This window comes from uncultured Campylobacter sp. (assembly GCF_938017615.1).
Lineage (GTDB): Bacteria > Campylobacterota > Campylobacteria > Campylobacterales > Campylobacteraceae > Campylobacter_B.
Map to the genome: position 1 here is coordinate 1 of NZ_CALIJA010000139.1, position 13,053 is coordinate 13,053.

Here is a 13,053-nt window from a genome sequence, read left to right on the forward strand (position 1 = left end):
TTTTAAAGGATACAAAATGGCGACAAAAGAAATGATCGAGGTTATGCAAGCTTACGAGAAAGGCGAAGAGATAGAGATGCGTCTCGCAGACTGCGAAGATGATAGGTGGGCGCCTACAGCATCGCCACTTTGGAATTGGGATAACTTTGAATACCGCATCAAACTCAAAGAGCCTAAATTTAAAGACGGTGACGAGGTGGTACGCAAAGGTTTTGCAGGCTGCTCTCGTCCTGCCGATATCTGGCACGTAGGGTCGATTGCGATGGACGGAATGAACTTAGGCGATTTTATAAAAGCCGATGATGCCCTTTGGTATTGGGAATACCAAAACGTATCTGGCGAGTGGGAAATGACAGACGCTAGATACACAAAAAGCGACCTTAGCAACGAAGTGCTCGGTCCCAATGAAAGAGAAACGGCTATACCTCTTTACGCGCTCGGATTTAGATTGCCGCGAGAAAAGGATAAAGAATGAGTAGCCCCGATAGAGAAAAAGAGCGCGAGATGATAAGGCGAATAGAGCAGTTTCACAAAAGAAACAAAGGAAAGTTTGTCGAAACTGAAAGCGTAGAAGTGATCGGGCGAATAGTGCCGTTACTTTTTTACGTGAGCCTTGAGAAACTCGAAAGGCTAGAGAGGCTTTTACGCTTAGAGATAAAAGATAAAGATTAAAGCCCCTTGCGGGGCTTGTGAAGAGGCAGAGATATTTTAACATAAAAGGCTTAAGAATGAATTCACTAGAAGCGTATTTTGCACAAAGAGACTGGATATTACGAAGTGGATATTATCGCAAGCTCACGTGCTTTAGCGCCTATTTATACGCTGATTTTAGAGGGCGCGACACACTAATAATATATGTGCGCGATCCGGACGAAAAAATCGCGCGATTTGCATTTACGCTTACCACGGCTACCGGTCAAAGAAGCAGACGAGGAAGTAACGCATTCGACAATCTATCCATAATAACATCCAGTATGCAAAACATCGACGCAGATGGGGATTTCGAGTTTTACTCGTGGAAAGCTTTTAAAATCGTCAAGTCTCACGGACGCGTTTGGAAAGAGATAGTAGGGAAAGAATTCGCCGCATTTTTTGAGTCTTATATCCCGCCTATGCGAAGAGGAGATGTAAAGATATTCTATAAGACTTTTGAGTTTTTTGACTCTGAAACGGAACAGACTGCGGACGAAATCATAGCAGGAGCTGAGGCACAAACAATAATAGAGATACAAAAAAGATGGGATGAGAAATGGGAAAAACGATCGTAGCGCTAAACGCGCAAGTATTGGAAAAGAGCCTAAACGATGCCGTGCGCGATGTAATGCAAAGCACGGAGTTTCGCGCCACGTTTTATTCCATAATGTGTGAAATGATGCGGGATTATCATATCGAAAACTATATGCCTGAATGGATAGGAGGCGATAAAAGAGCTGGAGAGCTCATAGGTAAAGACGCTATGGCGATGAAAAATATGCGCCGCTCCGGAAAGTTGCGCGAGGGCGTAGATTGGAAAAAAGCAAACGATAAGGCGGAGCGCGGTAAAATTCTATGGAGTAAAAACGCGCTCCTTAAAATGGTGAAGGGGTAGCGATGGCAAAGATTTATTCAAGAGGCGGACGGCTCTATGCGAGCTGGACTATAGACAAGAGGCGTTTTAGGCGGGCGTTAGGGCTGGACGACACCCCCGAAAACAGGGCGCGGGCGATTGAGGAGATATTGCCCGACGTAAAGAGGCAAGCGGAGCTAAAAATCGCGCCGCGAAAGAATTTTAAACTAAGCTCTTTCGTGGACGAAGTTATCGAGGGCGTAGAAAAGATTTCTACGGAGGCGGCGTATGAAAGCTACAAACAAGCGGTTTTCGCGGTGCTACCCGATAAGAACATCGAGGATTATTCGCCGCTAGATTTTGATATAGCGACGAAAAAACTACGAGCTCGCGGGCTGAAAGATAATTCGCTAAGAGCGTATTTCGCGCCGTTTAAAAGCGCTTTTACGCTAGCGATACAAAAAGGTGTGATAGATCGCAATCCGTGCATCTTACCGCGCCTGCACGTAAAGGTGCAACCAAAGAGCGCATATAGCCCGCAGGAGGTAGCCGCTATGCTACAAGAGGCGGAGGGAGAGCTAAAAGCTTTCTTATATTTCGCCTTTTACTCCGGCGCTCGCTGCGGCGAAATTCTCGCTCTTACGTGGGGAGACATAGGCGAACGAGCGATAAGCATAAGCAAAACCCTCGTTCATACGCTAGGCGCAATCAGTCAAACGCCTAAAAATGGAAAAAACAGATATGCGGTCTTGCTCGATCCGCTAAAGAGTTTCATCGCTACGATGAAAAGGGGCGAGGAGAGCGAGCGGATTTTTAAGCTCGACGTGCGAACGATGCAGCGGAAATTTAAAGCGCTATGCGAGCGGCTAGGCTTTGAGGTGCAAACCCTGCACTCGACTAGGCACACGTTTATTTCGCAGTGTGTAGCTAGCGGACTTGATTTGGCACTTATCGCACGAAACGTAGGGCATAGCAATATCGATATGATAACGCGAGTTTATACGCATTACATACCGAGCGAGGAGAACATAGCCAAGATGCAAAAAGCTTTTGCAAAATAGCTTTTTGGCACAATTTGGCACATTCTTGCACCTCTAGGTGCGAGCAGAGTTGATTTTTGCGCCATTGCAATTACCCTGTCGTTTTATCCCCACTAAATCACACGGGCGAGGTATATAAATTTTAATTTTAAAAGCGAATTTAGTGGCGCGCGCTAAGCTTTATTAAATCAATACTTCGTTACAATCCACATTAAATTTTAAAACCGAGGCGAAAAATGTCTAGAATTCCGCTGCAAAGCCCGTATTTCGGAATATTCGTAATGCTAATCCTAGCTTTTTGCGTCTTTTCGCTCATTGTTAAACTATCCTCTTTGGTAGGCTCGCGTTTGGCAGACAGGCGCGACGAGCGGCTAAAGGGCGAAATTTACGAAAGCGGCCCCGAGGCCGTCAAGCAGCCTAACCGAATGAACTCCCACTTTTTTTTGATAGCCGTGCTTTTCATACTTTTTGACGTCGAGATTATCTTTATGTTTCCGTGGGCGGTAAATTTTAAAATTTTAGGCGTGTTCGGGCTCGTGGAGATGGCGTTTTTCATCGTATTATTAGGCATCGGTTTCATCTACGCCTGGAAAAAAGGAGCGCTAAATTGGCAGAGCATAAGATAAACTACGCGCGCGAAAACGGGCTTCCAGTAGTTCTTACCACCGTCGATAAACTGATCGCGTGGGGCAGGAGCAACTCTTTGTGGGCGATGACGTACGGGCTTGCTTGCTGTGCGATCGAGATGATGGCGGCGGGCGCGGGCAGATTTGACTTTGACCGCTTCGGCACGATATTTCGCGCAAGCGCCAAGCAATCGGACGTGATGATAATCGCAGGCACGCTTAGCAAAAAGCACGCCGAGTTTACGCGCCGCCTATATGACGCGATGCCAGAGCCCAAATGGGTTATCAGTATGGGTAGCTGCGCTAATACCGGAGGGATGTTTAATACCTACGCGACCGTTCAAGGCTGCGACCGAATAGTGCCTGTGGATATCTATCTGCCTGGATGCGCGCCGCGCCCCGAGACGCTGCAGTTTGCGATGATGGTGCTACAAAAAAAGATCCGCACCCAAACTCCGCGCCGCGCGCAAAAGGCAAAAAGGCTGATCTGATGAGAAAATTTAATCCCAAAGGCGATCAGAGTAAAAAAAATTACTACAAAGACAGATTTTTCATTCCCGAGGAAACGCCTAAATCCAGCGCAAACGAGAGCGATTTCAAAGACGATCTGGACGCGCTTGAAGGCGTCCAAATTTTAAACTCGTACGTGGAATTTAACACTCTCGTGCTCTACGTGGAGCCTGCGCAAAATTTAGCGGCGCTGCGTGCGCTTAAGGGCGCGGGATATGAAATTTTATGCGAGCTAAGCGGCGTAGATTTTACCGAGGCTCGCGGCGGCATCGAGGTTTTTTATCAGCTTTTGGATATCAAAAGAGCGCGCCGCGCGCGGCTAAAGTGCTTCGTACCGAATGAGAGCTTTTTGCAAAGCGCTGCGGGTATTTACAAAAGCGCGAACTGGGCGGAGCGCGAGTTATACGATATGATGGGCGTTTGGATTGAGAATCATCCAAATTTAGCGCGCCTAATAATGCCCGATGATTGGTTTGGACACCCGCTTTTAAAGTCCTATCCGCTGCAAGGAGACGAGTTTGCCAAGTGGTACGAGGTGGATAAAATTTTTGGGGTTGGCGCACGCGAGCGGATTGGCGAGGAGAACCGAAATTCCGCATTCGTAGATGAAAAAGATACCTTTAACTTCGCGCGGCTGTATCATGAGGGCGCTAGAGGCGAGCGGCGGCCGCAAGAGAAAATTTTACAAGAATATCAGGAAGAGGGCGGCGTGCGCTTTGTAAAACGCGCTAAACGCGGAATTTACAAGATCATCACAAAGAGAAAATAATGCAAAATCCAAGTAAGCTAAGACCATTTTTCGAAAACATCGAGTACGAGCGCGAGGGCGCAAATATGATCTTAAATTTCGGTCCGCAGCATCCAAGCGCGCACGGCCAGCTAAAGCTCGTGCTGGAGCTTGACGGCGAGCGCATCGTGCGAGCCCGCCCGGGCGTGGGCTATATGCACCGAGGCATCGAAAAGATGGCCGAAAATATGATCTACGCAGAATTTGTTCCCGTAACAGACCGCATTGATTACATCGCATCGGGCTCGAACAACTACGGCTTTTGCGCCGCGGTCGAGAAGCTCTGCGGCATCGAAGTGCCGCGCCGCGCGCAGATCATCCGCACGATCTTGCTGGAGCTTAATCGTATCAGCTCGCACCTTCTGTTTTTGGGTACGCACGCGCTTGATATCGGCGCGATGACGGTGTTTCTCTACTGCTTTCGCTCGCGCGAATACATACTTGATCTCATAGAGAAATATTGCGGCGCGCGCCTTACGCACAATAATATCAAAATCGGCGGCGTGTTTTTGGACCTGCCTAACGGCTGGTTAGAAGAGATGTTGAAATTTTGCGACGAATTCCCGAGCGACATTAAAGAGCTTGAAGATATGCTCGATACGAATAGAATTTGGCTTATGCGAACCGAGGGCGTGGGCGTGATCTCGCACGAAGATGCCTTTAGCTGCGGCTGTAGTGGAGTAACGCTGCGCGCTAGCGGACATGCGTGGGATATCCGAAAAGAAGAGCCCTATCTGATCTACGACGAGCTTGATTTCGACGTGCCGTATGCGAGCGAGGGCGACTGCTACGCGCGTTATAAATGCTATATGGCGGAGATGCGCGAGAGCCTTAAAATTTTGCGCCAGTGCGCGAAGCACTATCCGCTGAGCGATCCGCAAATTTTAGCGATCGACCCCGCTTACGTAAATCCTAGCAAAGAGCAGATCATGACGCAAAACTACTCGCTGATGCAGCATTTCGTGCTGGTTACGCAGGGTTTGCGCCCGCCCGTGGGCGAAATTTACGCCGCGAGCGAGAGCCCTAAGGGCGAGCTTGGATTTTATATCCGCTCGATGGGCGAAAGTCGCCCCTACCGCCTTAAGATCCGCACGCCGAGCTTTTGGCACTGCGCGGTCTATGAAGAAATTTTACCCGGGCAGTATCTTGCCGACGCTGCGGCGATAATCGGCAGCACGAATATTATCTTAGGCGAGGTGGATCGATGAAGCGCTACGATTTGAGGCATCTGGGCGATAAATTTTTAAACCGCATGGGCGAAATTTTAAAAAATTCCGCTCGCGGCGAGACGATGATCTTTATGTTTGAGATGGGCGATTTCAGCGCGGTTCAAAAAAGCGCCGATCTAGTTGAGGGGCTAAATTCCACGCTTTTAAGCTCGATACGCTATAACCAAGTCGATTGGATGATAGTCGCAAAAAAGGGGAGAATATGAAAATTTTAAATTTTGCGCCGCTACTTAGACTGCAAAGTCCGGGACTTACGGAAGGTTTTAAACACGCTAAAATTTTAAGCGTATCGCCGTTGCAAGATCCGTATTTAGAAAGTGAGCTGATTAAATGCGAGATCGGCGCGCAAAACTTCGTGCTGGCGCTAATCTGCGCGAGCTTTTGCGACGAGCCATATTTCGCGGAGCTGGATCTGGAGTATCTAAACGGCGAAAGCAACGTGGGCGAGGAGGAGATCGAACAGATCGCGGAGTTTTTACGGGGAGGCTGCGATGCGCTTTTGATCGACGATGCGCTTATTAAAACTCATCCCGATGCCGAAAATATCAAAGCTTTTCTGTCTCTCATAGCGGCAGAATTCGGAGTTAAAATTTTAAGCTTACGCGGCGAGCAAGTGGAGCTGGCCGCACCGCATGCGGTAAATTTAAGCCCGCTTAAAGAGCCTATGAACTTCGACGGCGCCGTGGTTTTCAAACACGATGCGGATGATCGGCTCGTCGGTGGAGTGTATTTTAGTATGGTCGCAAAGATCAAATACGGCGATCGCGTCCGCATCAAAACGCCGCATTTAAATTTGGAAAAAGAATTTATCCAAGAGGGGTGGATAAATGGCGCGATTGCGCTTCTAGGCTCGGGCGGTCAGGGCTTTAGCGGCTATAATTTCGAACTAGCCGAAATTTCTAAGGTTTAAAATGGCAAAGATCACGATCGACGGTAAAGCTTGCGAGTGCGACGAGGGTGAGTACATCTTGCAGGTCGCGCGTCGCTGCGGCGTTTTTATCCCTGCGCTTTGTTATCTAAGCGGCGGTACGCCGACGCTCGCATGCAGGCTTTGTATGGTCGAAGCGGACGGCAAGCGCGTCTATAGCTGCAACGCCAAGGCTAAGGACGGCATGGTCATCTACAGCCGTAGCCCCGAGATCGATGCCGAGCGCGAGGCGATCACGCAGGTTTATTGTATCAACCATCCGATGGCGTGCGGGGTTTGCGATCAAAGCGGCGAGTGCGAGCTTCAAAATTTAGCTCATCTGATGCGCACAAATACCCAAAGCTACGCTATCCGCGATACGGCGCGCGAGGTGCAGGATTGGGGGTATCTAAGCTACGATCCTAGCCTTTGTATCGTCTGCGAGCGCTGTATTACCGCCGCGAAGGACCGCTTGGGCGTAGATGCGTTTAAGCTCGTTCCGCGTGGCGGAGACGCGCTTAGCAAGGAGCAAAAGGACGCGATGCCCAAAGACGCCTACGCCGTATGGAACAAGCTGCAAAAAAGCCTAATCGCGCGGGTTAACGATGAGGATGATTGCGTAAACTACGGCGAGAGCGCGGCGGTCTGCCCGACGGGGGCTCTGGTAGAGAGCGCGTTTAAATACGTTTCAAACGCCTGGGAGCTGCGTCAAATCCCCGCTTCCAACCCGCACAGCAGCGATTGCGAGCTACTTTATTACGAGATCAAGCGCCGCGGCATAGGCGAGCCGCGTGAAAAAATTTATCGCGTTAGCAGCGACATAAATTTTAGCGTCCTGCATGCCGCAGCACGCTTCGGCTGGGATTTCTCAAACGAGCGGGCGAGCAAAAACGAAGCGGTTTTTGACCGTATCGTGCGCGGTATCGAGGATGGCGAGATCAAAAATATTAAATTTAATAGCTTCATCACCAACGAAGAAGCTCGGATTTTAGAGCTTTTGCGTCAAAAATTTAAACTCGCTTTGATCAACGACGAAGCGCTTGCGTATCAAAAATTCCTGCGCGAATTTTCCAAATTTAGCGGCACGAAATTTTATAATGCGGATTCGCATGCGATTAAAAATAGCGATTTCATCGTCGTTTGCGGCACATTTTTGCGCAGCGACGCTCCAAATCTGGGCTATGCGGTAAACAGCGCCTGCAAGCTAAATAAGGCAAGCGGGATCTATTTCCATCCGTTTTGCGACGAGGGCATTAAAGGCTTTAGTAAAAATTTCATCCATCAGCCACACGCCGCGGGCTTGGAGGCGCAGATCCTGCTTTGGATCTTGCAGAAATTCGGACGCGATCTGCCTGAATGGCTGGATGCGAAACTCGCGGCGGAATTTAAAATTTCGCGCGCCACGGCGAAGGAAAATTTAGATGAGAAATCCGCGGGTTCGCAAAATCCTGAGAATTCTACGGAGGTAAATGGCACTAAGAACGTTGCGAGTGCGAGCGGCGACGTAGATTCCGCAAGCGCGGACGGCAATGCTGAAAATTCCGTGCAGAATTCCGAAAATCCTGCGGAAAGTAAAATTTCAAATTTCGCCCGCGCGCTGGGTCTGGACGAGCAAAAAATAGATGAAATTTTGGCCAAAAAGGAGCATTTTTCGCTCATCATCGGCGAGGATTTTATCCGAACACCAAATAGCGCTATGCTCGCGCGCCTGGCGGGTTTGGTGCAGCGCTATACGCCATTTAAGGTGCTAGTGGTGCCGCCGCGCACAAACAGCCTGGGCGTCGCGCTCATCTGCGAGCTTAGCGCGCAAGCGAGCGCGGGCGAGACGCTAGGCTACAATGAAGCGGGTGATATTAGTTTCGGCGTGCTGGAAGCGGATCTGGACGCGCCTAGCTTGGTACAGCAGGAGGGGACGTTTACGAACTACGACAAGCGCGTAGTGCCTACCAATGCGGCGCTTGATTACGGCGGATACGAGTTAAACGACATCGCCTGTGCGCTGGGAGTTTGCGCGGAGCACGCGATCAGCTATACGTCAGGCTTGGGCGCGGATTTTGAGCAGGTTAAATTTGATGATTTAGAAAATTTCTACGACAACGGCGGCGCAAACCACCGCGGATATGAGCTGCGAAACGAGGAGATCGCCGCTAGCGAGGAGGAGTTTGAAATTTCGCTTTCCGCGCCGCTTAGCGCGGGAGAGGGCGAAACTTTAATCTATGAGGCGAATCCGCTGCATCAATTCAATAAATTTAGCAGCGCAAGCAGCGGGCTGGGCGAAGCGGGCGCGCTGTATCTAAGCCCCGGCATCGCCGAAGCTCTGGGGGTAAGCGCAGGCGATGTCGTTAAAATTTACCAAGCAGACGGCGCGGGGTATGATGAAAAAACTATCGGCGCGGGCAAAACGAGTGCCGCTAATAATAAAAGTGGCGCCGGTCGCCTTAAAAAAACGGATCGCGTAAGCGCCACGCATAAAACTAGCGGCACCGGTGATGAAAACAGCGAAAACGGCGCGACTGAGTTTATAAGCTTAAACCGCGAAATCGTCGCTAGCGTAAAGATCGATCCAGGCTTTAGCGGGGCGTATCTGCCGTATTTTGACGAGAAGCTGCGCGGCGAGATATTTTTCAAAACCTCACGCTACGCAAGCGTAAAAATCGAGAAAATTTCAAATTCCAAAGGAGAGGGCAGATGAGCGATAGTGCATTTTATTTCGTAGCCACCGTCTTAAAGGCGCTCGTGATTTTAGCCGTCATCGCGCTGCTCTCGGGGCTTGCGACTTACGCCGAGCGTAAGGTGCTTGCCTTTATGCAGCGCAGGATCGGGCCCTCTATGGTCGGGCCTGCGGGGCTTTTGCAAGTGGGTGCGGATATGATAAAGCTTTTTACCAAAGAGGACGCGATCCCTGCGCGGGCGAATAAGCTTCTTTTTAAAATCGCGCCGATAATATCGGCTACGGGGGCTTTCGTGGCGCTTTCGGTAGTGCCGCTGCTGCCGGAGTTTACGATCGGCGGGCGGACGATACAGCCGATTTTAAGCGATATAAATGTGGGAATTTTATTCCTGCTCGGAACTAGCGGCACCTGCGTTTACGGATTGCTGATCGGAGGGCTTGCGAGCTACAATAAATGGGGCACGATAGGCGCGTTTCGCGCGTTTTTGCAGATCACCTGCTTTGAGGTGATAAACGGCCTTAGCCTGATCCCTATCGTGATGATCACTGGCTCACTCTCGCTTATCGACATCGTAAGCGCGCAAAGCGGCGGCATTGATAAGTGGTTTATCTGGAAAGAGCCCGTCTGCTTCGCGCTCTTTCTCATCGCAGCCTTTGTAGAGTGCAACCGCACGCCGCTGTGCCTTACCGAAAACGAAACCGAGATCGTAGCGGGTGCGGGTACGGCGTATTCGGGAATGCGCTGGGGTATGTTTTTTATCGGCGAGTACGCCAATATCATAACCTACTCAGTCGTTACGACGCTACTGTTTTTGGGCGGATTTAACGCATTTTGGTTTATCCCCGGCGGCATTATGATGGTATTAAAATCAAGCCTCGTGTTTTTCTGCTTCCTATGGGCGCGCGCGGCGTGGCCGCATCTGCGCCCCGATCAGCTGATGGGGCTTTGCTGGAAAGTCTGCATGCCGTTAGCTCTTGCTTGCGTGCTAATTACCGCGCTAGCGATCGTTTAAGGAGGGCGCGATGGCAAGATACGTCCAGATCGACAAACGAGCCCCTATTAAATCCGGCGGCGATAAGCTTCGCAGATTCCTCTCCCGCACCTTTAGCGGCGAGCTTTTCGTGGGGCTGTGGGTGGTGCTAAAAAATATGTTTAAGCGCGGCGGCTCGCACACGCTTCGGTATCCTATGGAAAAATTTGTTATGCCGCCTAGATACCGCGGCGTGCATAAGCTAATGCGCCTACTCGAAAGCGGCAGCGAGCGCTGCATCGGATGTGGCTTGTGCGAGAAGATCTGCGTGGCGAACTGCATCGCGATGGAGACCAGCCTCGGCGCCGACGGCCGCAAAAAGGTAGATAACTACTCGATAAATTTAGGGCGCTGCGTCTATTGCGGGCTTTGCGCGGACGTCTGCCCCGAGATCGCTATCGTGCACGGCTGTGAATATGAGCTCGCGAGCGAACAGCGGGCATACTACGGCTTCAAAGAGGATCTTTTAATTCGCGGCGAAAATTTATGCTTAAACGGCGCGGCGCAGGAGTTTGCGGGCTATGGCAGCCTGGATGAAAACGCAGGCGCGCGGATCAAGGTGACGCCGAACGCCTATATAAAAAGCGACGCCGCAAGCGACGAGCCAAACTTAAAGAACGCGGATTTAAATTTAAAAAGCGCCGCGGAAAGCTCTAAAAAAGAGGGCGCCGCTAGCGATAAAATTCTATTTTCAGGCGCGGACTTAAGTAGCGAAATTTTAACCGAGCGGCAAGATGCTGAGCGGGCAAGCTTAAAGGAAAGCTCCGCCGCGGACGCCGAAAATTCTAAAGAAAATTCCGTTGCGGACGCTGAAAATTCTACGCTTGATTCGGCGCGGAATTCCAAAGAAAATTCCGCCTCTCAAAGCGCAGAAGATTCCTCAGCGCAGGGGGAGGAGCAATGATACAAACGCTTGCATTTTATTTTTTCAGCGCGGTTTGCCTGGCGCTTTTCGGCATCAGCGTTTTTAGCAAAAACGTCCTTTACGCCCTTAGCGCGCTGGCTGGCGGCATGGTCTTCATGAGCGGATTTTTCTTCTTGCTGGATGCGGAGTTTTTAGGCGTGGTGCAGATCATAGTCTACACGGGCGCCGTGATCGTGCTTTATGGCTTCGCGCTGATGTTTTTGGGAGCGGATAAAAACGTAAGCGAGCCGAAAAAGGGGGCAAGGCTATTTTTCGCGCTTAGCGGCGTGATCGCATTTTTGCTCGTGATTATCGTGCTCGGCGCGGTGGTTGCGAACAACGTAGAAACGCTTAAAATTTTAAACACCGACGATACCGAGGCGCTTGGGATGATCATCTTTACGAAATACCTGGCGATTTTCGAGCTTGCAGCCGTGATGCTGCTCGTGGCGATGATCTGCGCTATCGTGCTTGCGCATAAGCAGATGGACGCGAGCCTAACATACGAAGAGAGCGAGGGATAAAATGAGTCTAAATCACTATCTGATCGTCGCTGCGATGATGTTTGGGCTCGGGCTTGCGGGTATGATGAAGCGACGGAATTTAATAATGCTCTTTTTTTCGAGCGAAATTTTATTAAACGCCGCAAATTTAGCCCTTGTCGCCGTGGCGAAATTTTACGACAACATAAACGGCGAAATTTTTGCGCTTTTCATCGTCGCGATTGCCGCGAGCGAGATGGCCGTGGGGCTTGGACTACTCATCTTGTGGTATAAGAAAACGGGCAGCATCGAACTTGACAGCTTCGTAAATTTTAAAAATCCTTCCAAGGATGGACCGGATGCTTGATACCGTTTTTGTGTGGCTTTTAATCGCCCTTTTCGCACCGCTTGCCTCGGCGATCTTCGCAGGCGTTTTCATTCGCGCCAAAGATAAGATGTTTATCGGCGTAATCTGCTCGGCGCTGGTGATTTTAAGTACTATCGCGTCGCTTGCTTTGATGGAGCTCGTCTCTGACAACCGCCTAATCAGCGTAAATTTAGCCGATTTCATAAGCACGGGATTTTTGGACGCAAAATTTAGCTTTCTCATAGATAGCGTAAGTGCGGTGATGATGGTGGTCGTAGGCATCGTATCCAGCGTCGTGCACGTGTATTCGATCTACTATATGTGGGATGATGAAAACTTCTCTAAATTTTTCAGCTTCCTGGGGCTTTTCGTATTTTCGATGCTGGTTTTGGTAACGAGCGATAATTTTTTAGGACTTTTCATCGGCTGGGAGGGGGTCGGACTCTGCTCGTGGCTGTTAATAGGCTTTTGGTACGACAGGAGCAATTACAGCTGGTGCGCCAACGAAGCTTTCATAATGAACCGCATCGCAGACCTTGGGATGTTGCTTGGAATTTTTCTGATCTATTTAAATTTCGGCTCGCTGCGGTACGAGGTGGTATTTGCGAACGCAGCGAGCTTGGAGCCTGAAATTTTAACTCTGATCGCCGCACTTTTATTTATCGGCGCGATGGGCAAAAGCGCGCAGTTTCCGTTCCATACCTGGCTTGCCGACGCGATGGCGGGTCCGACGCCCGTATCCGCGCTTATTCACGCAGCGACGATGGTTACGGCGGGCGTTTATCTGGTGATCCGCGCAAACGCAATTTTCGCGCTCGCGCCCGAAGTAAGCGGCTTTATCGTCTGCTTGGGCGCTTTCGTGGCGGTTTTTGCCGCGTCAATGGCGCTGGTTCATAACGATCTTAAAAAGATCATCGCCTACTCCACGCTTTCGCAGCTTGGCTATATGTTCG

At 50.2% G+C, this 13,053-nt stretch carries 17 protein-coding genes; all 17 read left to right on the forward strand.

The window, feature by feature from the left end; translation table 11 throughout:
* Positions 1-16: 16 nt before the first annotated feature.
* The gene (locus Q0620_RS07150; RefSeq protein ID WP_298784082.1) at positions 17-475 is read left to right on the forward strand and encodes a hypothetical protein; all 459 of its coding nucleotides are present in this window, start codon (positions 17-19) and stop codon (positions 473-475) included.
* Positions 472-672 carry a hypothetical protein gene (locus tag Q0620_RS07155; protein ID WP_298784083.1) on the forward strand — a complete coding sequence of 67 codons (201 nt, stop codon included), beginning with the start codon at positions 472-474 and terminating at the stop codon, positions 670-672. The genes Q0620_RS07150 and Q0620_RS07155 overlap by 4 nt, the downstream gene beginning before the upstream one ends.
* Before the next feature lie 56 nt (positions 673-728).
* Positions 729-1,268, forward strand: coding sequence for a hypothetical protein (locus tag Q0620_RS07160; RefSeq protein ID WP_297903445.1), 540 nt, complete (start codon positions 729-731; stop codon positions 1,266-1,268).
* Complete coding sequence (locus Q0620_RS07165; RefSeq protein WP_297903448.1) at positions 1,250-1,588, forward strand: hypothetical protein; 339 nt, start codon at positions 1,250-1,252, stop codon at positions 1,586-1,588. Before Q0620_RS07160 ends, Q0620_RS07165 begins: the two co-directional genes overlap by 19 nt.
* A 2-nt stretch (positions 1,589-1,590) precedes the next feature.
* Positions 1,591-2,607: a tyrosine-type recombinase/integrase gene (locus tag Q0620_RS07170; RefSeq protein ID WP_297903450.1), complete on the forward strand. Its 1,017-nt coding sequence runs from the start codon at positions 1,591-1,593 to the stop codon at positions 2,605-2,607.
* A 215-nt stretch (positions 2,608-2,822) separates the two neighbouring features.
* On the forward strand, positions 2,823-3,212 hold the full coding sequence (locus Q0620_RS07175) for an NAD(P)H-quinone oxidoreductase subunit 3 (protein ID WP_005869774.1): 390 nt from the start codon (positions 2,823-2,825) through the stop codon (positions 3,210-3,212).
* Complete coding sequence (locus Q0620_RS07180) at positions 3,194-3,703, forward strand: NADH-quinone oxidoreductase subunit B (RefSeq protein WP_005869772.1); 510 nt, start codon at positions 3,194-3,196, stop codon at positions 3,701-3,703. Before Q0620_RS07175 ends, Q0620_RS07180 begins: the two co-directional genes overlap by 19 nt.
* Positions 3,703-4,491, forward strand: coding sequence for an NADH-quinone oxidoreductase subunit C (locus Q0620_RS07185; protein ID WP_298784085.1), 789 nt, complete (start codon positions 3,703-3,705; stop codon positions 4,489-4,491). The genes Q0620_RS07180 and Q0620_RS07185 overlap by 1 nt, the downstream gene beginning before the upstream one ends.
* Positions 4,491-5,717 carry an NADH dehydrogenase (quinone) subunit D gene (gene nuoD / locus Q0620_RS07190; RefSeq protein WP_298784087.1) on the forward strand — a complete coding sequence of 409 codons (1,227 nt, stop codon included), beginning with the start codon at positions 4,491-4,493 and terminating at the stop codon, positions 5,715-5,717. Before Q0620_RS07185 ends, nuoD begins: the two co-directional genes overlap by 1 nt.
* Entirely contained in the window at positions 5,714-5,944 is a 231-nt protein-coding gene (locus Q0620_RS07195; protein WP_005869766.1) for an NADH-ubiquinone oxidoreductase subunit E family protein, read from the forward strand. Before nuoD ends, Q0620_RS07195 begins: the two co-directional genes overlap by 4 nt.
* Positions 5,941-6,648, forward strand: coding sequence for a hypothetical protein (locus tag Q0620_RS07200; RefSeq protein WP_298784090.1), 708 nt, complete (start codon positions 5,941-5,943; stop codon positions 6,646-6,648). The genes Q0620_RS07195 and Q0620_RS07200 overlap by 4 nt, the downstream gene beginning before the upstream one ends.
* 1 nt (position 6,649) lies before the next feature.
* Positions 6,650-9,337, forward strand: coding sequence for an NADH-quinone oxidoreductase subunit G (locus tag Q0620_RS07205; protein WP_298784092.1), 2,688 nt, complete (start codon positions 6,650-6,652; stop codon positions 9,335-9,337).
* Positions 9,334-10,329 carry an NADH-quinone oxidoreductase subunit NuoH gene (gene nuoH / locus Q0620_RS07210; RefSeq protein ID WP_298784094.1) on the forward strand — a complete coding sequence of 332 codons (996 nt, stop codon included), beginning with the start codon at positions 9,334-9,336 and terminating at the stop codon, positions 10,327-10,329. The genes Q0620_RS07205 and nuoH overlap by 4 nt, the downstream gene beginning before the upstream one ends.
* 10 nt (positions 10,330-10,339) lie before the next feature.
* Complete coding sequence (gene nuoI / locus Q0620_RS10875) at positions 10,340-11,251, forward strand: NADH-quinone oxidoreductase subunit NuoI (RefSeq protein WP_366125031.1); 912 nt, start codon at positions 10,340-10,342, stop codon at positions 11,249-11,251.
* Entirely contained in the window at positions 11,248-11,775 is a 528-nt protein-coding gene (locus Q0620_RS07220; RefSeq protein WP_291938411.1) for an NADH-quinone oxidoreductase subunit J, read from the forward strand. The genes nuoI and Q0620_RS07220 overlap by 4 nt, the downstream gene beginning before the upstream one ends.
* A gap of 1 nt (position 11,776) precedes the next feature.
* A complete protein-coding gene (gene nuoK / locus Q0620_RS07225) occupies positions 11,777-12,100 on the forward strand; it encodes an NADH-quinone oxidoreductase subunit NuoK (protein WP_295151092.1) in 324 nt (107 codons plus the stop codon).
* On the forward strand, positions 12,093-13,053 hold a 961-nt coding region (locus Q0620_RS07230), incomplete at its 3' end, for an NADH-quinone oxidoreductase subunit L (RefSeq protein WP_298784096.1). The genes nuoK and Q0620_RS07230, both read left to right, overlap by 8 nt.